The 24,265-nt window shown below is 68.8% G+C and carries 16 protein-coding genes (1 of these 16 only partly in view); 3 read left to right on the top strand and 13 right to left on the bottom strand.

The annotated features are described in order from the left end of the window. Positions 1 to 16: 16 nt before the first annotated feature. The 8 genes from ACW172_RS01595 to ACW172_RS01560 all read right to left on the bottom strand — a co-directional run bounded on the left by ACW172_RS01595 (position 17) and on the right by ACW172_RS01560 (position 15,298). Positions 17 to 1,213: a carboxynorspermidine decarboxylase gene (locus ACW172_RS01595; RefSeq protein WP_492033450.1), complete on the bottom strand. Its 1,197-nt coding sequence runs from the start codon at positions 1,211 to 1,213 to the stop codon at positions 17 to 19. A 10-nt stretch (positions 1,214 to 1,223) separates the two neighbouring features. Continuing rightward, positions 1,224 to 2,429 carry a saccharopine dehydrogenase family protein gene (locus tag ACW172_RS01590; RefSeq protein WP_492033449.1) on the bottom strand — a complete coding sequence of 402 codons (1,206 nt, stop codon included), beginning with the start codon at positions 2,427 to 2,429 and terminating at the stop codon, positions 1,224 to 1,226. Positions 2,430 to 2,870: 441 nt separating this feature from the next. Beyond that, positions 2,871 to 3,911 carry an alpha/beta hydrolase gene (locus ACW172_RS01585; protein ID WP_492033448.1) on the bottom strand — a complete coding sequence of 347 codons (1,041 nt, stop codon included), beginning with the start codon at positions 3,909 to 3,911 and terminating at the stop codon, positions 2,871 to 2,873. A gap of 17 nt (positions 3,912 to 3,928) precedes the next feature. Beyond that, on the bottom strand, positions 3,929 to 7,834 hold the full coding sequence (locus tag ACW172_RS01580; protein ID WP_492033447.1) for a LamG-like jellyroll fold domain-containing protein: 3,906 nt from the start codon (positions 7,832 to 7,834) through the stop codon (positions 3,929 to 3,931). A 29-nt stretch (positions 7,835 to 7,863) separates the two neighbouring features. Beyond that, the gene (locus tag ACW172_RS01575; RefSeq protein ID WP_492033446.1) at positions 7,864 to 9,960 is read right to left on the bottom strand and encodes an alpha/beta hydrolase family protein; all 2,097 of its coding nucleotides are present in this window, start codon (positions 9,958 to 9,960) and stop codon (positions 7,864 to 7,866) included. 13 nt (positions 9,961 to 9,973) lie between these two features. Continuing rightward, positions 9,974 to 11,440, bottom strand: coding sequence for a glycoside hydrolase family 28 protein (locus ACW172_RS01570; RefSeq protein WP_492033445.1), 1,467 nt, complete (start codon positions 11,438 to 11,440; stop codon positions 9,974 to 9,976). 80 nt (positions 11,441 to 11,520) lie between these two features. Further along, entirely contained in the window at positions 11,521 to 14,373 is a 2,853-nt protein-coding gene (locus tag ACW172_RS01565) for a TonB-dependent receptor (protein WP_492033444.1), read from the bottom strand. Positions 14,374 to 14,776: 403 nt separating this feature from the next. Then, positions 14,777 to 15,298: a PAS domain-containing protein gene (locus ACW172_RS01560; protein ID WP_492033443.1), complete on the bottom strand. Its 522-nt coding sequence runs from the start codon at positions 15,296 to 15,298 to the stop codon at positions 14,777 to 14,779. Positions 15,299 to 15,462: 164 nt separating this feature from the next. Here ACW172_RS01560 and ACW172_RS01555 point away from each other — a divergent pair, with 164 nt between their 5' ends. Further along, positions 15,463 to 16,413, top strand: coding sequence for a hypothetical protein (locus tag ACW172_RS01555; protein WP_492033442.1), 951 nt, complete (start codon positions 15,463 to 15,465; stop codon positions 16,411 to 16,413). A gap of 134 nt (positions 16,414 to 16,547) precedes the next feature. Here ACW172_RS01555 and ACW172_RS01550 read toward each other — a convergent pair whose 3' ends face one another. From ACW172_RS01550 to hfaA, 4 genes are all read right to left on the bottom strand, one after another. After that, entirely contained in the window at positions 16,548 to 19,469 is a 2,922-nt protein-coding gene (locus ACW172_RS01550) for a M16 family metallopeptidase (RefSeq protein ID WP_492033441.1), read from the bottom strand. A gap of 121 nt (positions 19,470 to 19,590) precedes the next feature. Beyond that, the gene (gene hfaD / locus ACW172_RS01545) at positions 19,591 to 20,844 is read right to left on the bottom strand and encodes a holdfast anchor protein HfaD (protein ID WP_492033440.1); all 1,254 of its coding nucleotides are present in this window, start codon (positions 20,842 to 20,844) and stop codon (positions 19,591 to 19,593) included. After that, positions 20,768 to 21,796, bottom strand: coding sequence for a holdfast anchoring protein HfaB (gene hfaB / locus ACW172_RS01540; protein WP_492033439.1), 1,029 nt, complete (start codon positions 21,794 to 21,796; stop codon positions 20,768 to 20,770). Before hfaB ends, hfaD begins: the two co-directional genes overlap by 77 nt. Beyond that, the gene (gene hfaA / locus ACW172_RS01535) at positions 21,789 to 22,262 is read right to left on the bottom strand and encodes a holdfast anchoring protein HfaA (protein WP_492033438.1); all 474 of its coding nucleotides are present in this window, start codon (positions 22,260 to 22,262) and stop codon (positions 21,789 to 21,791) included. Before hfaA ends, hfaB begins: the two co-directional genes overlap by 8 nt. A gap of 115 nt (positions 22,263 to 22,377) precedes the next feature. Between hfaA and ACW172_RS01530 the strand changes: the two genes are divergently transcribed. Continuing rightward, positions 22,378 to 23,157, top strand: a complete 780-nt coding sequence (locus ACW172_RS01530; protein ID WP_492033437.1) for a rhomboid family intramembrane serine protease — start codon at positions 22,378 to 22,380, stop codon at positions 23,155 to 23,157. A 71-nt stretch (positions 23,158 to 23,228) separates the two neighbouring features. Further along, complete coding sequence (locus ACW172_RS01525; RefSeq protein ID WP_492033436.1) at positions 23,229 to 23,657, top strand: CBS domain-containing protein; 429 nt, start codon at positions 23,229 to 23,231, stop codon at positions 23,655 to 23,657. A 264-nt stretch (positions 23,658 to 23,921) separates the two neighbouring features. Here the strand turns inward: ACW172_RS01525 and ACW172_RS01520 are convergent, their stop codons facing one another. Continuing rightward, on the bottom strand, positions 23,922 to 24,265 hold the 3' portion of the coding sequence (locus ACW172_RS01520) for a hypothetical protein (protein ID WP_492033435.1). 46 nt of this gene lie beyond the right edge of the window; 344 of the gene's 390 nt are visible here — the last part of the coding sequence; its start codon lies off the right edge, out of view; it ends in the stop codon at positions 23,922 to 23,924.

Raw genomic sequence — 24,265 nt, 5'->3', positions numbered from 1 at the left:
AGCTTAGGCCAAAAACCTAGGAAAGCCGGTCCCGGAACTCGGTCCAGCCGAACGCCTTGACCACCTTCAGCGCGTCCGTCGCCGAGTTCCACAGCACGATGGCCGGCAGGGGCACGCCGTTGAAGGTGTTGGTCTTCACCATCGAATAGTGGGCCTGGTCGAGGAAGGCGATGCGCGTCCCGGCGACCGGCGGCGTGGCGAAGACATAGTCGCCGAGGATGTCGCCGGCCAGGCAGGACGGCCCGCCCAGACGGTAGCGCACGCCCTCGGCCGGTTCGCCCAGCATCGCCGGCCGATAGGGGGCCTCGATCACATCGGGCATGTGGCAGGTCGCCGAGATGTCGGTGATGGCGATCGGCAGGCTGTTCTCGAAGGTGTCCAGCACCTCGCCCACCAGAATGCCCGTATCGAGCGCGATGGCCTCGCCCGGCTCGATATAGACCTCGACCCCGTGGGTCTCGCCCAGCGCCTTCAGGAAGGCCGCCAGACCGTCGCGGTCATAGTCGGCGCGAGTGACGTGGTGACCGCCGCCCAGATTGACCCATTTCACATGCGCAAGCAGCGGCGTCAGCTTCGGCTCGATGGCGCCCCAGACGCGCGACAGCGGCTCGAACCCCTGTTCGCACAGGGCGTGCAGATGCAGGCCGTCGACACCCTCCAGATGCTCGGGCTTCAGCTGCGAGATGGGGAAGCCCAGCCGCGAACCGAACTGGCAGGGATCGTATTTCGCGACCTCGGCCTCGGAGTGTTCGGGGTTCAGACGCAGGCCGATGTCGAACACCGATCCCGCCGCCCGCGCCTCGGCGATCAGGTCGGCGAAGCGCGCCACCTGGGTCGGGGTGTTGAAGATCACGCTGTCCGAAATCCGCAGGATCTCGGGCAGGTCCTCGGGCTTGTAGGCCGGGGAGTAGGTGGTCAGGTGGCCCTTGTAGAACTCCCGCGCCAGCCGCGCCTCCCACAGGCCCGAGGCGCAGACCCCGTCCAGATACTCGCCGACCACATCGGCCAGCGACCACATGGAAAAGGCCTTGAGCGCCAGCAGCACCCGCGCGCCGCCGCGCACCCCGACATCCTTCAGGACGCCGAGGTTGCGCCGCACCGCCGCCTCGTCGACCACGAAGGCCGGCGAGGGGACGCGGTTCAGATCGAAACGGGCGAAGGCGCCGGGATCGCCGGCCTTCGTTTCCATGGCGGCGGTCGGGGTGTGCGACATGTCGGTCCGATCAGAACGCCAGAGGCGCGTCCAGTTCCTGCACCTTCCAGGGCAGGCCGTGCTTGTTCAGCATGTCCATGAAGGGATCGGGATCCAGCTGCTCCATGTTGAACACGCCCTCGCCCTTCCAGGCGCCGGTCACCATCAGGGCCGCGCCGATCATGGCCGGGACGCCGGTGGTGTAGCTGACGGCCTGGTTGCCGGTCTCGGCATAGGCTTCTTCGTGGTCGCAGATGTTGTTGATGTAGACCGTCTTCTGCACCCCGTCCTTCAGGCCGGTGGCGATGGTGCCGATGTTGGTCTTGCCCTTGGTCAGCGGGCCCAGCGACGACGGCTCGGGCAGCAGGGCCTTGAGCAGCTCCATCGGGATGATCTCGCGGCCTTGGAACATCATCGGCTCGATCGACAGCATGCCGACGTTGCCCAGCACGTCGAGGTGCTTGAGGTAGCTGTCGCCGAACGTCATCCAGAAGCGGATGCGCTTGATCTCGGGATAGAACTTGGCCAGCGACTCCAGCTCCTCATGGTACATGAGGTACATGTTCTTCGGGCCGACGCCCTCGAAGTCATAGACCTGCTTGTTGGTCAGGGCCGGGCCTTCGATCCACTGGCCGTTGTCCCAGTGGCGCGACGGCGCGGTCACTTCGCGCAGGTTGATCTCGGGGTTGAAGTTGGTCGCGAACGGCAGGCCGGTGTCGCCGCCGTTGCAGTCCAGGATGTCCAGCGTCTCGATCGAGTCGAGCAGGTGCTTCTTGGTGTAGGTGGTGAACACCGAGGTCACGCCGGGGTCGAAGCCCGAGCCGAGCAGGGCCATCAGACCGGCTTCCTTGAAGCGCTCCTGATAGGCCCACTGCCAGCTGTATTCGAACTTGGCCTCGTCGCGCGGCTCGTAGTTGGCGGTGTCCAGATAGTTGACCCCGGCCGCCAGACAGGCGTCCATCAGGGTCAGGTCCTGGTAGGGCAGGGCCAGGTTGACGAGCAGAACCGGGTTGACCTGTTTGATCAGGGCCGTGGTCGCCGCCACGTCGTCGGCGTCGATGGCGGCGGTGTCGATGGTCACGCCGAAGCGTTCCTTCACCGAGGCGGCGATGGCGTCGCACTTGGACTTGGTCCGGCTCGCCACGGTGATGTGCGAGAAGATGTCGCTGTTCATCGCCATCTTGTGGACCGCGACCGAACTCACGCCGCCGGCGCCGATCACCAGAACCCTGCTCATCTCACGCACTCCATGAAGTCAAAAAAGGAAGTCTGAAACCCTGACGGTCGCCGCCGCCTTCGTCGAAGCGCGGGGCCTTAGCACGGTCCGTCCCGCTTCGCTAACCCGCGAGGAGACCGATTCCGCCGACGGTATAACCGCCGACCCGTGAAGGGGATATGTCCGTGGCCAGAAGCGAAATCGGCCTCGCATCCCCGACGCCGCCCTCACAGGGTTTGAACCCTTTTCGCGCCATTCGGTTCGGCGCCCTTTCAGGGTGTGGGATACTGCCGGATCGCCTTGCCGCCCGTGCCCGGGCGCGTGCAGGCGGATGCACTTGAGTGCAAACCGAGTGCAAAGGATCTGCGAAATTTTAAGCCTTTGAAATCAACCGAAAGGATCACACTTCTAAGGTCTAACTTTCAAAATTGCACCTTTTGCACTCGCCTTTTTTGAGTGCAATCAGGCCGGATTGAAGAAGCCCGACCGCCGGGCCCAGGCCTCGAAGGCGTCGGGCCAGTGGGAGGCCGGCCGGTCGCCGGGAAGGCTGAAGCCGAAGCCGTGTCCGCCCTCCTGATAGATATGCATCTCGCAGGGAACGTCGGCGGCCTTCAGCGCCTGGAACATGTTCAGGCTGTTGGCCACGGGCACGGTGCGGTCGTCCGCCGCATGCACCAGGAAGGTCGGCGCCAGACCCGGCTTCACGCGCTCAGTCAATGATTGACGCGCCTCGGCGTCCGGGCCCGGGAACTGGCCCGCGCCCGAGCCCACGCTCATCAGGGCATAGCCGAGGCAGACGAGGTCCGGCCGGGCCGAGGTCTGGTCCACCGCGTCCACCGGCTCATAGACCGCGTCGTCGTATCGGGTCAGGGAGGCGGCGGCCAGATGCCCTCCGGCGGAGAAGCCCATGACCCCGATCCGCTTGACGTCCAGCGCCCACTCGGCCGCCCGCGACCGGACCAGCCGCACCGCCCTCTGGACGTCCTGCAGCGGGGCGTCATAGCCCGCCGCCCAGCCGTCGCCGGGCAGGCGGTAGTTCAGGACGAAGACCGTCACCCCGCACTGGTTCAGCCGCCGCGCGGCGCCAGCCCCTTCCTTGTCGATAGCCAGCCGGACATAGCCGCCGCCGGGCGCGACCACCATGGCCGAGCCGTTGGGGTTGGCCGGTCGGAAGACCTCGAGGAGGGGCTGGGAGACGTGCATCACCGCCCGGTCGTGGGCCGCGGGCGAGCCCCGCTCCAGCACCAGCCGACGCGCCGTCACCCCCCGCGATCCCGGGACCTTGCCCTCGGGCCAGATGGGGAAGGACGCGTCGGACAGCAGCCCCCTGGGCTCGTCCGGCGCCGGGATGACCACCGGCGCCGATGGCGTCCCCGTCAGGTCCGGCCCGGCCGCCGGCCAGGTCTGCGGCGCGCGCGGCGCGGGCGCGGTCTGGGCCTTGGCGCCGAGCGCGACGCTGGTCGCGGCGGCAGCGCCGAGGAGGGTGCGGCGGTTCCACATCATGGCGGGTCCTCAGAAGGTCAGGGGAGGGTGACGACGTTGTTGGCGGGACTGATCTCGACCGGTTCGCCGTTCAGCGCCAGCCTCACGCGCAGCCCGGTCAGGCTTGTACGCGGCAGCGCCACCCGAACCGTCGCCGTCTTCGGCAGCAGGTCCTCGGGCGCGGCGAGCGCAGGGAAGGGCGCACGGCCTACCACCTGCCCCGAGGCGTCCTCGATCCGCACCTCGCCGGCCGGAGAGGCGACGCCGCCCAGACCATGCACGGTCACCCGCGCCGAGCGGCCCGCAACCACCACATCCCCCGGATCCAGCCCGACGTCGGGCCGCTGGGCCATCGGCGTCCCGGCCTCGGTCAGGGCCAGATCCAGCACCACCGCCTGCTTCGGCGGCAGGGTCAGGGCGACCTCCGCCCCCGGTTCGAACGTGATCGTGGAGGTCGCCGGCGCTTCGGCGTGATCGTCGCCGTCGGCGTCCACGCCCTGGCTCAGAGACCACCGTCCCGGCGTCACCCCGGCCCCGATCAGGGTCGCCTGAACCGGCCGGTCGGTGACGTTGAAGGCGATGACCTTGAACCGCTCGGGCGTCGCCTCGGGCAGCAGGATGGCCACGCTGTCGGCCCCGGCCCCCGATCCTGGAGAGCCGCCGTCAGACCCGGCGAACCGCCACGACACGACGTTGCCGGGGAAGATCTGGCCCCGCCGCGCGCCGACCCCGCCGAGGCGCGAGCGCTGCAGCATCTCCGACGGCATCTGGACCCGGTCGGTCCACAGCTCGCCGGTGGTCATCATCCCCATCCTCTGGGTCCCGGACTGGATCTCGGCGGCGTAGAGGGTCTCCAGATAGCGCTTGTCGCCCGTGGTCTGCCAGGCGCCGAAGCGGGCCATATTGACCGGGCTGCCCTGACCGCCGGTGTTGGATAGCCGGTAGCTGTCGGGCGCGCCCGCCGCCGTCACGAACATCGGCCCCCAGACGTCGCGCTTGCCCAGCACCGACATGGCGTCCGGCCCCAGACCGTTCAGCCCGCCGGTCCCCGCGCCCAGCAACGGCGCCAGGTACCGGTCCTCATGGGTCCAGCTCCAAGCGGCCCAGAAGGCCGTCGTCGAGCCGCCCAGACCCCCGCCGGTGGTGTTGCCCAGCGGCCCGTTGACGGTGAAGCTCTGGTCGCTCGTCCAGTCGATCGGACTGTCCAGCACCACGCCCGTCCCGTTCGCCGCCGGCCGCTGGTGCGCCAGGAAGCCGTCGAGGGTCTCGAGGATGACCTGTTTGGTCCGGGGCGAGCCGTTCCACTGGACGAGCAGGACCCCGGGGTGGAACATCAGGAAGTTGTTGCCCCTCTGCCGCCCCCACGGCCCCTCCGACGAGAAGTCGTGCGTTGAGAAGGAGTTGGACAGGAAGTGGCGGTGCCCGGCCGCGTTGACCGCCGTCATCTCCGGATAGCGCCGCGCCGTCGCCATCAGCCGCTCGATGGCCCGGGGGCTGCCTCGGTTCATCTGGCCGTACTGGGCGATGGTGTTGATCCCCTCCTCATAGGAGTGGAGCTCGTCGGCGCGGATGGTGTTCAGCCCGTCGGTGATCATGCCCGAGCGGTAGATGGCCTCCAGCGCCGCCGCCTGGCTGGCCCGGACCTTCTCCGGCTCCGAGCCCATCATCCACAGCGGCACCCACTGGTGCAGAAGGTCACTGTCGTCCGACAGGCCGCCGCCCAGCTCTCCCGAGCCATTCTGACCGGCCGGGATCTGGCGGTTGTCGATCCACCAGTTCACGAACCGCTCGACCAGCTTCAGGTCCTCGATCTGCCGATGCGCCCAAAGCGGCACGCCGGGCGCCGGCTGGGTCTGGGCGAAGGCGGGGTAAGGCTGGCCGCCGTTCTGCTCGTTCCAGTAGATGCGGGCCGTGACGTTGTCGGGATCGACGCGCAGCAGGTCGGTCACGTCGCGGTCGAACCGCTCATAGACGGGCAGCAGGCGGTTGTTCGGCTGCTCCTCCACGAACCAGGCCAGGTTGGCCTTCACCTGCTCCTCGCGGTCGGCGACGTGCTCGGCCAGGGCCTGTTCGCGCGGCTTGAACACCAGCCGGACCTTCATCCCGTTCAGGCTCTGCGCCCCGAAGTCCGGGCTGGCCGAGGCCACGGTCAGATACAGGCTCCGGTCGTTGGGCAGGAAGCGGTCGCGGGTGTCCAGCCACAGGGTCCGCGCCTCGCCCGGCTTGACCGAGACGTTGACGTCCAGCAGGTCGCGGTCCGGCCAGATCGGGTCCTTGATGCGGATGTTGAGCGGGATCAGGCCATCGTGGGTGGGCGTCGACGTCAGGGCCGGGATCTGCAGGACGAAGCCGTCCAGCCCGTCCCTCATGTTCGCCCAGCCATAGTCCAGCCGCGCCGGCTCCCCGCCGGGCCGGACGTTCCTGAAGTCCGCCGGGATCAGGACGTGGACCAGGGGCATCGAGGCGCCGGACGCCGGTCGCGGGGCGCGGGCCGCCGGGGCGGACCTCCCGAACCGGGGCGCCGCGTTGGGCATGGCGACCACGGTCGCGCGCTCGTCGGGCACGAAGCGGCCGGCGATCCAGGTGTTGAGCTCATCCAGCGTCGGCCAGGTCGTCGCCGCCTGGGCGTCCACGACATAGTCCAGAGCGGCAGATCCGGCGGGCGCCTCGCCCGGCCGGACGTCATAGACGCCGATCTCGCGGATGGGGGTCTCCTGGACCCGGTTGTCGAAGCGGACGGCCCCGCCGGTGCGCTCGGCGCCCAGCTGCAGCGTGGTCCGCTCCTGCCCCCGCGCCCGCTCGCCGATGCGGGTCTCGGTGGTCCCGTCCACGGCGGTCAGCGTCCCGTCGGCCGCCCCCTGGATCTCGATCCGGTTCCACGGCTGGTCGGGCAGGGACAGGGTCAGGGCCTTGCCGCCGGCCTCATAGACGTTCCAGTCGGGCAGGACGAAGTAGTCGTGCCGTCCCGCCAGACGCGAGCGGTTGTAGACCCCCGGCCAGGTGCTCTCGCGGATGCCGTCGGTCCCCTTGGAGAACAGGGCCCGGATGTCGCGGGCCTCGGTCGGCCGCACCACCCGGATGGCCGTCGAGGCCGCGTCCAGATAGGGCGGCGGGTCGTTCGGCCGGTTGAAGCCATAGCGCATCCGCCACTCGTCCCGCGTCGCCGGATCGGCCATATCGCGGGCGGGGAAGGCAGTTCCTGTCGGGGTTTGGTGCGCCGCCAGCGCCGCCACCTCGGCGTCGCCCAGCCGGTGGTCGAAGGTCGAGACCTCGTCGACGTCGCCGCCCCTCTGGTAGTCGTAGGCGCTCTGGACCTGATAGCCCGAGATGATCCGGCTGTGCGGGCCGAAGGCGAACAGGCCGTTGTCCAGCACCGCCGTCTGGCTGGTCTTCGCCGCCGGCTTGCCGTTGACGTAGAGGGTGAGACCGCTGGTCTCGTCCCAGGCCACGGCCAGATGGGTCCAGGCCTCCGGATCGGGCGCCGGGGCGTCGAACGACACCCTGACCCGGGCGAGGCTCGCATCCGTCACGAAGGCGTCGAAGCCATGCCCGTTCCAGTCCAGCCGCAGGAAGGTCATGTCCCAGCTGGTGTGATCGGGATAGCCGACGCGGAAGATGACGAACTGGCGCGGCCCGATCGGCTGGTGCGAGCGCCAGAAGAAGCTCAGCGTCCCCCTCTGTGCATAGAGATTGCCCGGCGCCGCCCAGGCCAGGATCTGGGCGTCCGACGCGCGCACCGCGCCACCCTGCGCTCCGTCCGGCGTTAGCTCGACCTGATCCACGAACAGGGGCGCGGCGATCCCCCCCGCCTGATCCGCCGCATAGCCGCTGTCGAGCGGGGCGTGGAACAGCCGCCCGTCCGGACCCGCCGTCTGGGCGAGCGCGGGCAGGGCGACCGAGGCCATCAGGGCGCTCAGCAAGAGGGCAGGCGAGGAACGCAGCATGGGGACGGCCTTCGCTTGAGATTGGAACGCTAGCGGGCGGGCGGCGGCGCGATCGGATCGCGGGCGCCGCGCAGGACGACGGTCGCCTTCGGAGCCCGGGCAGCGACCTCGGCGGCGGTCATCAGGTCACCGATCGAACTCACCGGGTTCACCAGCGTCAGCCGGTCGCCCAGCACCGCCATCAGGTCGGGCAGGTCATAGCGGCGCAGCACGCCGGGCAGGTTGACCTCGGCCATGTTCAGGCTGATCGGCCGGTCCAGGAACTCGCGGTAGCTGGTGACGGAGCTGTCGGCGGTGACCCGGCGGATGCGGTCGTCCAGCACGGCGGCGTGCAGGGCCACCGGCCCCAGGGCGCCGACCCCCATGACGTCGATACGGGCCGGATCGACCTCGGCCTGCGCCACCAGCCAGTTCATCGCCGCGACGGCGTCGTCGGTGCGCATCCCGACCGGGGTCTTGCCGACCAGAAGCGCGCGCAGCGACAACAGGGTCCAGTCCCCGGTCAGCGGCGACTTGGCCTCCTCGGTCCCACCGGCGCCGCGGGGCTCCAGCCACAGGACGTTCCATCCGGCCGCCGTATAGGCCGAGACCAGCGCCGGATTGGCGGCGGGCGCCAGCAGCAGCAGGGTCGGACGGCGTTCCGTGGCCGCGCCGACAGTGTAGGTCGCGCGGACCTCCATGCCGGGCGCCATCTCGAAGGTCAGAGGCGTTGTCGCCCCGTCGGCGCCCCTCGCCACCGTCGGCGCAGCGCCGGGCTTCACACTGGTCCGGGCGATGTCGGCGATGGCGACCCGCAGCCGCGCCAGGGTCTGGGCCGGGGTCTCACCGGCGACCGGGGCCGGGGCCGTCGGCGCGTCGGCGGCGATGACCTGCTGCAGCGACAGGCCGATATTGGAGGTCGACAGCTGGCCCGTCGGGGTGACGATCAACCGCGCGGCGTCGCCCAGCGGCACGGGCGTGAACGGCCGCTCGGCCGGGCTGTCCATCAGGGTCTTCGTGAAGAAGGCCACGATCTGTGGCGCGATCGGCCCCAGATTGCCGTGCCCGCCCGGCCCCTCGATCATGGTGATCCGGTCCTCGGCGCCCATCAGGCCGTAGAACCGCTTCGCCTCGGCATAGGCCGCGCGGGCGCCGTCGATGGGGAACATGTCCGAGGTGGTGGAGACCACGGCATAGGGGCGGGGCGCCGCCGCCTCGACCCAGTCCGCAAGGTCCAGACCCCGCTCGATGAAGAAGGGGATCGACTGCTCCGCGTCCTGCGGCCCGGTCACGCCCGGCGCCAGCAGATGGTCGAAGTCGGTGACGTAGCAGGCGGTCGCGGTCGCCTTGATGCGCTGGTCGATGGCCGCCAGATAGGCCGTCATCGTGCCGCCGCCGGAGCAGCCGAATGCCCCGATCTTCTGGTCGTCCACGTCGGGCCGGGCCATGAGGTAGTCCACGCCGCGCATGGCGTCCTGCAGGAAGTAGCGCGAGACGTGGCCGCCGATCGGCAGGGCCTGTTCGAAGGCCATGGAGTGTTCGCCGGTCGGCCGGCCGACCTTGGACGATCCGATCTCCGGGTCGAAGTGCTGGATGCGCTCGCCCTCGCCGACGATGTCCATGTTCAGGACCACGAAGCCCGCGCGGGCGAAGTTGGCGGCGAAGCTGAAGTTGCCCAGCTTGCCGTCTACCCCGTGCCCGGGCTGGATGATGATGGCCGGGTGGGGACCTTCCGTCTTGGGCGTGAAGACATTGGCCGTGACCCAGTAGCCGGGCAGGCTCTGGTAGCGGACCCGCTCGACGTCGAACCCGTCCTCATGGCTGACGCCGGCGCTCTCGGACACGACGGGACCCGCCGCGCTCTCGAACTCGACCATCTCGGCCAGCAGGGAGCGGACGCGGACCTGACGCTGGCGCGCCTCGGCCTCGGTGGTCAGGGTGGCGATGGCCGCGCGGCGCTCGGCCGCGTGCTGCCGCGCCAGATCGGTCAGCCAGGCGATCAGCCGGTCGCGGCCGGTGGTCGGCGCGGGAGCGGAAGCCGCTGCGGGCGCCGCCCCACTTCCCGTTGTCTGGGCAAGCGCGGGCAGGGGAGAAAGGGCGGCCAGAAGCGCCGCCGTCATCATCAGGGGACGGGCGTGGTTCGACATGATGGAGGTGTCCTCAACCGGAACGGTCTGCAGGGTTGCCGTGGCCGCCGGGAGAAGGGCCGTCGACGGCCCGGGCGTTGCGGCGCACGCCCGAATAGGTGAGGCCCTCGACGTGCTCGATGATGTCGAGCTCGGCGGCGCGGACGAAGTCGCAGTCCTTCAGGGCGATGTTGCGGATCGGGGCGGTCTCGAAGCCCTGCAGGTCCAGCACCCGCTCGCAGCGACCGACGGTCAGCCGCTCGATGGTCAGGCCGTCGAACACCGGGGTGAAGCCGCCGTTGGCCCCCTCGGCGTAGTTGTAGTCGATGGTGATGGCGGCATGGGCGACCTGGCCCACCGTCACGTCGCGGACGTGGACGTTCGTCAGGGTCCCGCCGCGCGCGGCGTTGTTCTTGAACCGGATGGCGGTGTTCAGCCGGGGGCTGTCCATGCGGCAGTTCTCGACGAAGACGTTCCTGACCCCGCCGGTGATCTCGCTGCCGAGGGTCACCCCGCCGTGGCCGTCCAGCATGGTGCAGCCCGAGACGATCAGGTTCTCGGTCGGCTTGTTCAGCCGCCGCCCGTCGCCGTTGCGGCCGGACTTGATGGCGATGCAGTCGTCGCCCGTGTCGAAGACGCAGTCCTCGATCAGGACGTCGCGGCAGCTCTCCGGGTCGCAGCCGTCATTGTTCGGCCCGTGGCTGGAGATGGTCAGCCGGCGCACGGTGACGTTCTCGCACTCCACCGGATGCACCTCCCACATGGGCGAGCGCAGGATGGTCAGGTCCGAGATCAGGACGTTCTTGCAGCGGTAGGGCTGAATGAACTGCGGGCGGATGGTCGCCTCCGGACCGAAGACGCGTTCGGCGACCGGCTTGCCCTCCTCGGCCCAGCGGCGCAGGCGGCCGTTGTCGCTCTCCTGACCGTCGGCGACCCGCTTCTGCCGCCACCAGTTCTCGCGGCTGGCCTGACCGTCCAGGATGCCGTGCCCGGTGATGGCGATGTTCTCGCAGCCGTAGGCGTAGATGAAGGGCGAGATCCCCATGAACTCCGTCCCCTCGTAGCGGGTCAGGACGGCGGGGAAGTAGGCCTCGGGCTCCGTGCGGAAGCGGATGGTGCTCTCGCGCGAGACGTGCAGCTCGACGTTGGACTTCAGATGGATGGCGCCGGTCAGCCAGACGGTCCCGTCCGCCGTGCCCTCGACCACCACCCGACCGCCGCCGGGCGCCTTCGAGGCTGCGTCGATGGCGCGGCGGAAGGCCTCGGTGTTGTCGGTGACGCCGTCCGCCTTGCCGCCGAACTGCTCGGGCCCGAAGCGGTTGGCGCGCGGGAAGACCGGCGGGCGGATGCGGGCGCGGATGGCCCGCGCCTCGGCCCACGGCTCATCAGGATCGTCGGCGGGTCGCGCGAGGGCGGCGGTCGGCAGGGCGGCGGCCAGCAGGCCGCCGAGCCCGGCCTTCGCGAGATCGCGACGCCCGGGCTTCATCGGAGAAGGGGACATGGGGGGACAGCGCCTGAGGGGGACGGGCTACAAAGAAGAACGGCGGCCCCGTCAGGGACCGCCGTTGGCAGAGGTTCGGATCAGAAGGCGTAGCGGACGCCGGCGTAGAACTGCCGCCCGCTCTGGAAGTAGTCGCTGAGCCGTTCGGCCGTGGAGTCGGTGTAGGTGATCGTCGGCTCGTTGGTCAGGTTGATCCCTTCCACCGAGAAGGTGAGGTGATCGCCCCATTTGTACGAGCTCGAGAAGTCGATGAAGGTCGAGCCCTTGGTCCCCGCCACGTCGGTGGCGTAGGCGGCGGGCACAGCCGTCAGGAAGTTGCTGCGCTGGTTCAGCGAGACGCGGGCCTGGAAGGGACCTTCCTCGTAGTAGACCGTGGCGTTGAACACGTTCTTGGACAGGTTCAGCAGCGGCTGGGTGGTGGTCGCCGCAGCGCCGCCCGTCGCCGTCAGGAAGTAGTCGATCTCGGCCTCGATATAGGTCGCGTTCAGCAGGACGCCGAGATTGGAGAACTTCCACGGCAGGAAGGTCAGGGCCTGCTGCACGTTGAGCTCGATGCCCTTGACCGGTCCGCCGGGGGTGTTGACCACATTGGAGATCTGGAAGGGATCGGTCGCGGCGACGCCGGTGCCAGCCAGCAGAGAGCTGGGCAGGCCGGTGCTGGCGAAGGTTCCGGTGGTCGTCAGGTTCTGGATGTAGGTCGAGATGTCCTTGTAGAAGACCGCCGCCGACAGGATCGAGCCCCGGGCCGGGTACCATTCGACCGCGAGGTCATAGGTCTTGGCGCGATAGGGCTCGAGGTAGGGGTTGCCGGTCGTGACCGTGCGCGAACCGCCGGCGACCGAGACGTTGGTCGCCGCAGAGATCGACGCCAGGCCGGCGCGCGCCATCACCTTGGCCGCGCCGAAGCGCACCAGAACGTTCTCGGCGGGCTCGAAGACCAGGTTCAGCGAGGGCAGGTCGTCGGTGTAGTCGTGTTTGACGGTGGTCCACTGGAAGCCCGAGGGATCCACTGTGACCGGTACGGTCGAGTAGAAGCCCGACTGCTGTTTGGTCTGAACGCGGCGGAAGCCGGCGTCGCCGCGAACCGGCATGCCGAAGGCGGTGAACTTGAACTTGGCTTCCAGATACAGGCCGAAGTCGTCTTCGTTGACCGTGCGGTTGTCGCCGCGGGCGCTGGCGACGGTCTCCGACAGCAGGAACCGGCCCGAGTTGGAGAAGACGCCATAGGCGTCCGCGACGGCGTTGAGGTTCGGCGTGCGCCAGCAGTTGGGCGTACCCGCCGGCAGGGACAGGCCCTGGAAGCCGCAGTAGAGCTCGGTCAGGCTGGTGATGGTGCTGCCGGTCGGAATGGCCGGGATGTTGGTCTCGCCCGAGGCCAGACGCTGACCGCGGCCTACGAACTCGTAGCTCTTGACCTGGGCGCCGCCGATGAAGGTCAGGTTGTCGGACAGCTCGTATTCGAAGTCGACCTGACCGGTCTTGTAGATGTTGTCGTTCCAGTTCGGACGCAGGCGGATGTCCGGGCCGCTGGCGCCGGTGCCGCCGGCCGCCGTCGTGGTCGGGCCCATGTACCACTGGGTCGCGTCGGTAACGTCGAAGCCGTAGTTGATGGCGGGGGCGTATTCGCCGCCCGGGCGGAAGTCGTAGGAATAGCCGTCGGCGTTCTGGCGATCCATCTGGGCGATGTAGTCGACGGCGTTGTTGAAGTCGTTCTTCACATAGCCGAACAGACCCGTCACCTTCAGCTTGTCGCCGAACTGCTGCTCCAGGTTCAGGGTGTATTGCTGGAAGGTGGTGTCATAGATGTCGATGTAGTTCTCGGAACGGACATCGACGTTGTCCAGCGCCATGTAGACGGCGGTGCCGTTGGAATCGACGACGATGTCGCGCACGACGGTCTCGGGCTTGCCGCCCTGGGAGGCCGCGCGGCTCAGGCCGATGGCCTCGAGCTGACGCTCGTTCCGCTCCCCTTCGAACTTCGAGTACAGGACGTCGAAGGTGACCAGGGTCGACTCCTGCGGACGCCATTGCAGGGTGCCGGTGATGCCGGTCCGCTTGGTCTCCAGCCGGTAGTCCTGATAGCGCAGGAAGCGGGGATAGCGGGTGCTGTCCAGGGTGGCCGTGGCGCGAGCGGCGGTGTTGGTGCCTGCGCAGAGCGTCGGGCGGGCGACCGGGTCGCACCAGCCGCCGTCCGCAGAGCCGAAGTTCCACTGGCCCGTCGAGGCGCCGTTCTGAAGAGTGGTCTTCTCGGAATAGGCGATCGAGGCGGCGATGCCGATCTCGCCGATCGGCGTGTCCCAGCGGTTGGAGATCAGGCCGGCGATGCGCGGGTTGGTCGCTTCCGACAGGTCGTTCCAGCCGCCTTGGGCCGCCAGGGCGCCGACAAAGCCGCGCGCGTTGAAGGGGCGGGCGGTATGAAGATCGACGGTCGCGCCCAGCGAGCCTTCCTCGACGTTGGCCGAGGGCGTCTTGCGCACGTCCAGCTGGCTGAACAGCTCGGAGGCGAAGACGTTGAAGTCGAAGCCGCGGCCGCGGTTCGAGCCGGTGGTGGCCTGGCCCTCGATGCCGTTGATGCGAACGCGGGTGAAGTCGGGGCCCATGCCGCGCACCGAGATCTGCGACCCTTCGCCGCCCGAGCGGGTGATGGTCACCCCGGGGACGCGCTGCATGGACTCGGCCAGGTTGTTGTCCGGGAACTTGGCGATGTCCTCGGCGACGATGGTGTCGACCATGTCGTTGGAGTTGCGCTTGATGGCGATCGCCCGCTCGACGCTGGCGCGGAAGCCGGTGACCACGACTTCCTCGACCTGGGTCGCCCCGTCGTCGGTTTGCGGCGCTTGCGCCGGAGCGGTTTGGGCCAAGGCCGGCGCGGCCATGCCTAGCGCGGTGATCAGCGCCGAAGTGGCGAGCAGGCGCGAGCGTACGGTAGTCATTCAGAGATCCTCCCCAGGTTCAAATGTCCGGCGCCGTCTGGTCCGTTCCCCTTATTCGGGATGAGTGGACTCTTTGCGATGACACCGGTGTCTATAGCTCGCAGTGTTCTCCCTTATTCCACCGGTGTCAAACCCCGGCGGGCCTGAAGTCGCCACGGATGTGCCCGTGTTGCGTCGAAATCGAAACGGCGGCGTCATTCCGATAGTCCCGTTTCGTGAACCTTTCCTTGTGGGGAGTGCTCCGGCGCGGTCAGAATATTATGAACAAGTGCAACGAGTTAACGTCCATTTTCGGCGGCGTCTCAAGGATGACTTCACGGGGCTCAGTGGCGATGTCGTTCAACCCTGAGGTATAGTCACAAAATATCGACAGATCATCGATAATGGCGGCATTTGGACGTGTTCAGGCGATCCTGCGGCCGTCGACGGCGGCCAGACTCAGGGGGGCGCGGGCGATCGGGCCGACACCTATCGACAGTCTTGCGGCAAGGGCGCCGACGTCTTCGGCCTCGCGGTCGATGCGGTTCAGCGGCTGGTAGAGGCCGACCAGCCGGTCCGCCTCTCCGGCCGCGTTCCTCAGGGGCGCCACGACGATTTCCAGCACCCCCTCCATGCGTTCGGCGTCGGCGGCGAGGACGACCGGGCGGGCCTCGCGCACGGCCTGGACCATGGCGGCGAGGACCATCTGCCGGCTGTCCTCGCGCCAGACCGACAGCCAGTCGACGCCCCGCAGCGGCCGGCCGTGCACCCGCTCGACCCAACCGCCGGCCAGCCGCAGCCGCGCGCCTTCGCGCTCAACCATGAACAGCTGCGGCGTCAGGGGACCGAAGGCCATCGGCTGGAAGGCCGCCCGCGCGGGAATGCGCCGCGCCTCGGGCAGGGCGGTCCAGTGATCGATCAGGGTCTGGGTGCCGGAATGGAACATGACGCGCCTTTCGCCGCTGTCCGCCGCAAGTCCCGGGCCGTGCGACGAAATTGGCCAGACGTGGCTAACGGAAACGCAAGGGTTTGGCGGCCAAATGTGAGGCTGGACCGGCGCGCCCGTCGCGGACCGGTCGCGCGTGAACGAATTCTCGGGGAGCCCAGCCCATGCGGGTGCGGATCAAGACCTGGCTGGCGGCGATCGTCGGCCTGACGGCCTTCGGGGCCGTCGGCGGCTCTGCGGTCGCCCAGTGCGGCAGTTGCACGCCGACGCCGCCGTCCTGCTGCCAGGCCCCTCCTGCGCCGACCCCGCCGTCGCCGCCCAGCAGCTGTTGCCAGGCCCCGCCGCCGCCGAACTATCCGTCGGGCAACGGGAACTTCAACGTCAATGTGAACGTCAACGTGAACGGCAATGCGAACGCCAACGCCAACGCGAGTTCGTTGATCAACGCCCACGGACAAGGCGACACCTACGTCAACTCGAACGGCGGGGCCTATTTCAGCGTCGCCCAGCCCTATCCGACCGTGATCGAGGGGCTGAACGTCGAGGGCGCCGCCGTGGCCCAGGTGGTGCGCACTCCCTATACCGCCTCGCGCTGGGCCTTCAGCCGCGTGGTCATCCAGGCCGTCTGCATCGACGATCGCGACATTCCCCACCCCGCCTCGCAGGTCCAGCCGGGCCGCGACATCGCCGACGGCTATGAGGGCGAGATCTACCGCTGCATCGCCGGGACGCGGCTGCAGGTCACCTGGGCCGACTTCGTCGACCAGATCAGCTTCGACCATGGCCAGACCATGAGCTGCCGCAAGGGCGAGAGCCTGTGGTACGGCCGTAGCGCGGAAGCGGCCGCCTATGCCGCCGCCAGCTACGCCGGCGGCGCCGCGGGCCCCGGCGCCCCGATCGGCGGCGGCGTCATGGAATGCCGCCCGCAGAAGCCCGAGCGCGACTGCAACGAGCGGTCTCTGCTTCGCCGCTACGGCGCGGGCGTCAAGGTCCTGACCCTGTGGCGTGAGGAGACCTATACGGAATACCGCGAAGAGACGGTCCAGGCCTCGAGCATGGCCATCTCGACCGCGACCATGACCCTGGACGGCGGCGTCGGCGGCCGGGTCTTCTGATCCGACAACGCAGCCATAACGGCCCGTTCAGCCTGCGGACAGGTCGGCTTCGATAGATTGCGGATGTCGGTTCATCGCCGGCGATCCTGAGAGTAACGACTGGCCCCGGAGCGTAAGCCCCGGGGCCTTTTTCGTTATTGGGCCGCCGGGGTCGTTGTCGCGGAAGCGGCAGCGCCGGCGGGCGTCTCGGCGGTCACCTCGGCGCGCCAGGCGCGGCCGGGCTGGAGATAGATCTGGGCGGCCTTCTGCAGGTCGGCGGGTGTGATGGATTCCAGGTCGGAGATGATCGTCCGGACGGCCTCCACCTGGGTCGGATCGGTCTGGACGTTCTTCAGGGCGTTGAGCCAATAGCCGTTGCCGGCCTGGCCGCGGCGGATCGACTCGATCGTCGACAGCCGGGCGCGGTTCAGCTCGTCCTCGCTGACGGGGGCGTCGCGCAGGCCGGCGGCGATGGCGTCGGCGGTCTGGAAGAAGACGGGCAGGGCCTCGGGCGGGGTTTCCACCTGGATGAAGACATAGCCGTAGTCGGGGAAGACCAGTGACGAGGTCGCCGAGGCGCCCGGCGAATAGGCCGCGCCCTGTTTCTCGCGGATTTCGTCGGTGACGCGCAGCTGCAGCACCCGGGCCAGGAGGTTGACGATCCGGGCCGGCTTGCGGTCGCCGATGGAGTCCACGGTCGGCCAGGCGACATAGCCCAGGGCCTGGCTGGGCAGGCCGCTGTGGTGGAACTGAAGCGGTTCGGCCGTCGGGGCGGGGAAGGCGAGGTGCAGGGCCTGGGGCGACGGCGCAGCGGCCGGGGTGCGCGCGGGCAGGGCGGCGAAGGTCGAGCCCACGGCGGCGATGGCGTCGGCCACGGTGACGTCGCCGACGACCACGATCTCGATCGGGCCCCGCGCGATGGCGCGGTTCACGATGTCACGCATGTCGTCCAGGCTGGCGGAGGCGATCTGTTCCTCGGTCGGCACGCCGAAGCGGGGGTCGCCGCTGTACAGAAGCTTGGTCGCAGCCAGGCTGAAGGCGCCCGACGGCAGGGCGCGGGCCTGGGCCAGGGCCTGGGGCATGGCGCTCTTGGTGCGGGTGAAGGGCTCGGGCCGCCAGGCGGCGTCGGTGAAGTAGGCGGCCATCAGCTGCATCTGCAGGGTCAGGTCCTCGGGCCGGGTCGAGCCGCCGTACTGGAAGGCGTTCTGGTCCATGCCGAAGTTGACGCCGACGACGTTACCGGCGGTGACCTGATCCAGCTGGATGGCGGTGAGCTTGCCCAGACCGCCCTCGATCACCTCACTGCCCGCCGCCCAGGGCACGGGGCTCGCACGGTCCAGCGGCAGGTCCAGATAGCCGCCGCCGACGCGCACGCTGATCAGGATCTGCTTGTCGGCGAAGGTCGTCGGCTTGATCGTCAGGCGCACGCCGTTGGGGAAGGTCACCAGGGTCGCGCCCAGGTCGGCGATCTCGCTCTGGCTGGACGGCTGGGCGGCCGCGCCGAAGTCGGCGTAGGGCCATTGGACGGCGGCGGCGATGACGGGGGCCGAGACCGGCGTCTGGCGCGAAGCCTCGAGCGCGGCGGTGACCGCGGCCTCGCCGCCCTCGATGGCGACCGGGGTGGTGACGAAGACGAGGGGGCCGTTGCCGCTGAAGGTCTTGCGGGCGGCGGCGTTGACCTCCTCGACCGTGATGGTCGGGGCGATTTCCGTGAACCGCTTCAGGTCGTCATTGGGGTTGGTGAAGACCTCATTGTCATTGACCGCCTCGGCCAGGCCCGAGGCCAGCGAAGGCGTCTGGCGCGTCGCGGCGCCGGCGGCGACCGCGGTCAGGGCGGTGCGGAACTCGGTCAGTTCGCGATCCAGTTCGGACTGGGCGACGCCGTACTGGACCAGACGCCGTTCTTCCTGCTCGACCGTCTCGATGGCGGGCTTCCAGGCGCCGGGGTTGAAGCTGACCGACAGGCTGCCGGCGTCCAGGGCGTTGAACAGGGACTGATAGCCGCCGCCCGCGCTCAGGAAGGGCGGGTTGGGGTTGCGGGCGATGTCACTGAGGCGGCGGTTGAGCACGGCCGAGGCCAGGCTGCGCACGACCGACTTGCGGCGCTCGGCGGCGGTGTCCGGCGCATCGTCGTGCGGCACGGTCCAGAAGATCTGGGCCGAGGACTGGGCGCCCGGCTCGACGTGGATCAGGGTCTCGGGCTGACGCGGCCGAATCTGCCCCAGATCCGGATCGGCGCCGGCCGGGGCCGGATTGGTCCAGTCGCCGAACTTCGCCCTGATCTTCGCTTCCATGGCGTCGACATCGAAGTCGCCCACCGCGACCAGGGTCGCCCGCTCCGGCCGGTAGTAGGCGCGGTAGAAGTCGACGAAGCGGTCGCGCGGCGCGGTCTTGATGATGTTCAGGTCGCCGATGGGCAGGCGGTCGGCCAGGCGCTGACCGGGGGCGAGGAAGGGCAGCAGGGCCTTGAGCGAGCGCAGGCCCGGGCTGTCGCTGGTGCGCTCCTCGCCCTCGATGACGCCGCGCTCGCGGTCCACGGCCTCGGCGTTGAACAGCAGTTCCGACGCCACCTCGCGCAGGGAGAACAGGCTGGCGTCCACCACCTCGTCGGAGGTGTTGGGCAGGTTCAGCATATAGGTGGTCTGGTCGAAGCTGGTCTGGGCGTTGGTGTCGCCGCCGAAGGACATGCCCAGCCGTTCGAGGTTCTTGGTCATGTCGCCCTCGGCGATATGGGTCGAACCGTTGAAGGCCATATGTTCGAGGAAGTGGGCCAGACCCTGCTGATCGTCACGCTCGGCCAGGGAGCCGGCGTCGAAACGCAGACGCAGGGCCGCCTGATGCGGCGGGGTGGCGTTGTGCAGAATGGCGTACTGCATGCCGTTGGGCAGGACGCCGAAGCGGACGGCGGCGTCGGGCGCCAGGTCGCTGGCCGTCTGGGCCCAGGGATCGGTCGGCTTGCCGGCGGCGGGCGCGGCGGTGACGGCGGGGGCCGTTTGGGCGATGGCGGGAAGGGCCGCCCCGGTCAGAAGAGCCGCGCTCGAGGCGGCGAGCAGCAGCAGGCGGCGAAGGGAAGTCATGCGGGGTCGCTCCGGGTAATCGGGAATCGCCCGAACGCCGTCAGTCGACCGGACCCCTAACCCTTAGGGCAGGGTCACATCGGCTCAAGCGATTTCGTCACAAGGACTTATTGGCCGCGGATCACTGGCCGGGGCGCGAGACGTAGAAGGTCGCAGCGTTGCCCACGGCGTTGGAGCCGGTGATGACGTTGCGGTTGGCGCCCGAGATGGTCGTGCTGGCCGAGGCGCTGACGTTTCCGTCGTTGGTCTGGCTGTTGGTCGCGTTCAGCGTGGCCTGGCATTCGGCGCAGGCGTAGCCCGTGACCGAGTTGCCGGCCGCATTGGCCGAGACATAGGCGTCGTACCCTTGCGCCCCCGCGAACTCGGCCCGGACCTCGACCCCGCCCGAGTTGATCTGGCTGTTGTCCAGCTCGAGGTATTTGTCGTTGTTGCCGACCGAGGCGGCGTTGCCCGTGCCCTCGGCCGAGGCCACGGCGCGGCCGTAGTCATAGGCGGTGGTGACGGCGGTGGAGGCGACGGCGGAGAAGTTCTCCTGTTGGGTCCGGGCCACGACCGAGCCGCCCTTGTTGGCGACGACCGCCTGGTTGGCCGTGGCGACCGAGGCCCCGGTCAGGTCCCAGGCGTTGCCGGCATTGGCGCTGGTGTTGGCGGTGACCGCGTCGCCGGTCGAGCGCTGGCCGATGTAGATCGACTGGCCCGACTGGTCCGTGCCGTTGACGGCGGCGGCGTTGTTGATGGCCTGGGCGCCGAAGACGGCGGTCGCCGGAATGTACTGTGTCTCGGCCAGGTTCTCGGCCCGCACCGAGGCGTCCGACACCTGATGCACAGCGCCGGAGATGACCCCGACATTGCCGGCGAGGGCGGCGGCGTTGCCGGTGGCGGCGGCGGTGACATTGGCGCCGCCCAGCAGGCGGGCGGTCCCGCCGCGGATGGCGGTCGAGGCCGTGACCTCCGACGGGCCGACGCGCTGGTCGGAATCGATGGCCAGATCGCCGCCGTAGCCGCCCGCGGCCAGATAGTTGCCGTTGGCCTGGGTGGTGGCGTTGACGATGCCGCCCGTGTCGCCGGTCGGATTGATCTGCGTCGTGGCGCGGGTGTTCCCGTTCATCGTCTGGACGTTGCGGATGTCCAGATTCACGCCCTCGGTCGCGCCCGACAGGCTGTTGCCGGTCGCGGCGTTGGACACGGTCACCTGATCGGTCGCGCCCTCGACGTTGAGGGTCTGGCCGCTGATGACGTCGCCGAGCTGCAGCTGATTGTTCAGGACCAGGGCGCCGGGAGCGCTCTGGGCGGAAGCCTCAGTAGCGGCTGCTGCGGCGCACATCACCGTCGCGGCCAGAATGCCAGCGGTTCGGGTCAGCGCGGGTCTGGCCATTGTTGGTGTCCGTGTTTGCATAGGCGGGGTAGTAGCCGCCGGTCGGGCCGACAGAGCCCAGCGGATCGTGTGCGGCGTCGAGGCAGACCTGAGGGCCCGGCGCGCCGTAGAGGTTGGCCATCATCTCCAGCGTGCCGCGCTCGATCAGCGAACGGACCGCCAGTTGGACCGGCTCCATCCCGCCCGACCCGGCCGAGATGTCGAAGACATTGCCGTCAAGGAAGTCGAAGACGCCGGCCGAGATCTCGCGGCCGATGATCTGCTTCTGGTAGGAGATGACATCGACCACCTCCATCGAGGTCGTCTGGACCAGACGCAGGTCGATGGCGACGTTCATGACGAAGATCTTGCCCTGCAGCAGGGCGGAGCCCGGACGGGCCGAGTCGACCTCGCCCTGGCCGATGTCCACGCCCGCGGAGCGGATGTTGTAGTTCACCTCGGTCACGCCGCCGACGATGTAGAAGTCCGAGCCGGGCACCTGGCCGGCCAGGATGCGGCGGTAGGTGTTGCTGTCCGGGTTGGCTCCGGCGCTCGCGCCGTCCTCGCCGATCAGCTTGTTGTTGGCGTAGCGGAGCTCCAGCTCCGAGATCGACGTGTCGTAGCGTTCGACCATCCGGGCGCCGGCCTTGGCGAGGGCCGAATAGGCCATCAGCGAAGCGCCCTGGGTGATCTGGCGGCCGCCGTCCGACGAGACCGAGCCGGTGTAGTCGCTGATCCGGCCGATCGCGATGCGCGGCGAGGGCAGGTTGTAGCGCCGGGCGTAGTCCGAAAGGCAGTACAGCGCCGCGGAATAGGGCGTCGGATTGGCCGTCACCGGCGCATTGCCGATGGGGGTGGCGTACTGGCCGCTGGGGCCGGCCACCGGGCTGACGGCGCAGCCGGCCAGAAGGGCGGTCACGGCCGAGGCCACGCCGAGGATGCGCATGCGCTTGGAGAAGGTGCGGTCAGTCATCGAGGTCCAGGGTCCCGTTCAGCACCGTACCCGCGGTGATGTTGCCGGTGTTCGTCTGCCGGGAGTTGACGATCACGGTGTTATGGTTGCCCTGAACCACGACGTTCAGGCTATTGCCGATGGCGGTCGCCCCGCCGATGGCTGTGCCGCCGCTCGAGGACGATCCCGAACCGGAATAGCTGGAGGAGGCGCCCGAGCTGGCGCTGGAATAGCTGGAGGCCCCGCTCTGGATGATGCCGTCGACGATCAGGCGGTTGCCGTTGGCGTCGCGCGTCGATCCGCTCGACGGCTGGGTCACCGCATAGCGGGCGTTGCCGTATCCGGCCTGGAAGCTGGAGGCGGTCGCCGATCCCGTGGTCTGGGCCAGGGCGAGTGTGGGGGCGAGCGTGGAGGCCAAGGCCGCGAGGCACACGGTCCCGAGGAGGGCTCCCGAGCGGGCCGTCCGGCGCATCCTGGCAGTGGTCATTCCGGGTCTCCGCACGGAATTGGTTGATGGGTCGGTAAGCAACCCGCGTGCCAGAATGGGTCACGGTTATTAAGAAGCGCTTGAGATTGCAGAATTCTCCGCGCATTCCATCGACATGGGCTCCGAGAACGACAGATTCGACACTCCCCCGCCTGCGGTCCCGCCCACACCGCCGTCGCCGTGGGGCGCCCCCGCGTCTGCGCCGGAACGAGAGGGCGGTGAAGGCGGCGGGGAGGGGCGCGAGCGCATCTTCAACGCCCCCCTGCCGCCTTTGCTGGTCGCCCTGTCGATGCCGATCCTGTTCTTCCTGCAGGAAAGACTGCCCGATGAGGGGCTGCGCTGGGCCTTCTTCCCGAACACCCTGGTGAACGGCGGCTGGTGGCCGGGCGTTCTGACCAGCATGGCCCTGCACGGCGGCTGGGCTCACGCCCTGATGAACGCCGGTTTCGCCCTGGCCTTCGGCCCGCCCGTGGCCCGGCTTTTCAGGGGGCTGAAAGGCGGATTCATCTTTTTCGCCTATTATATTGTCTGCGGCCTCGTCGGGACGCTCGGTTACGGCCTTGTCCACCTGGGCGGAGATGCGCCCATGGTGGGGGCGTCCGGCGCCGTCACCGGCCTGCTCGGCGGGGCGATCCGGCTGCTGGGAACCGGCGGGCGTCTGCGGCCCCTGACCGACCGCACCGTGGTGACGACAGGCGCCGTCATCCTGATCCTCAATGCAGCGACCGGCCTGATCGGCTTCGCGCCGGGGGTGGAGGGCGCCGGCATCGCCTGGGAGGCGCACGCCTTCGGCTTCCTCGCGGGGCTTCTGCTGATCGGGCCGCTGAACCGCTGGTTCGGAAAACCGCCGGCGGGATTTGCGTCTTCGGCCGGTCTGGGCGATCCTCGCGGCTGAAGCGGCCCGACAGGCCCGATCGCGAGCCCGCTGGCAGCCGTTCTCTACAACGATAGAGAAGGAAACGCCTGATGCTCGTCGCCGAAATCCTCAAGGGCAAGGGAGGGGCGGTCTTCACCCTCGCGCCCGCCGCCACCGTCGCTGAAGCCTGCAAGGAACTGGACAGTAAACGGGTGGGGGCCCTGATCGTCTGTGACGGCGACCGGGTCGCCGGCGTCTTCTCCGAGCGCGACGTGGTCAAGGCCGTCGCCGCCGACGGGGCGGCCGCGCTCGGCAAGCCGGTCTCCGACTATATGACCGCCGAGGTGGTCTTCGCCAAACCCGGCGAGACCGTCGCCATCCTGATGGGCCGGATGACCGATCGCCGGATCCGCCATCTCCCGGTGATGAGCGACAGCCGCCTGACCGGGGTGATCTCGATCGGCGACGTCGTCAAATGCCAGATCGCCGAGGCCACCCATGAGGCCGAAAGCCTCAGGACCTATATCGCGGCAGGGTAGGGGCGGCTCCTCCGGGGCTCATTGTCAGAGCAATGTCCGGCGAGCGGGACTCGGTGAGAAAGTCGACTTGCCGCGAAAAAGCCGCTTGCCCTGCGCCGGGGCCGGGCGTACACCGCCGCCTCGCTCGGAGACGGGCTGGCCAGCGGGGCCTTTGAGGCGAAAGCCTGAAGGTTCCACCGGAAACGGGAAGTTCAAAAAACTTCTTGCTTCTGTAGTCCAGCTGACATAGTTTCCGCGCTCCAATCGAATCGCTCGGCGACGAAATCAGAGGGAAGCCTCGCTTCTCCTGGCGGTTTTTTGCGGTCTGAAGGCTTTGTTCTTCAACGTAAAATGGTCTGAAAAGACCCGGTTGACACGGAGATCGGCCTTCCTTAGAGAGCCGCCTCCGCCGACCTCCAGGGGTTGGGCGAGCTGATCCTCCGGGGTTGGCGACGGTGTCGAAATCCTCTTCGGAGGGCGGTTGACACGGACTTCCGAGGCGACTAAATCGCCGCCTCCGCCGAGATCGGGCGTTAAACGATTGGGCCGCTTCGGTGGTTCTAGGGTCTTTGACATTGTTGATTTGGAAAGAGAAACGCAGGCGGCGGTGTTCTTGCGGTGGTTAGAGA

Source organism: Brevundimonas sp. ALps5, assembly GCF_058681645.1.
Note: the sequence above shows the minus strand (reverse complement) of the source record. Positions and strands in the feature narration are given on the sequence as shown.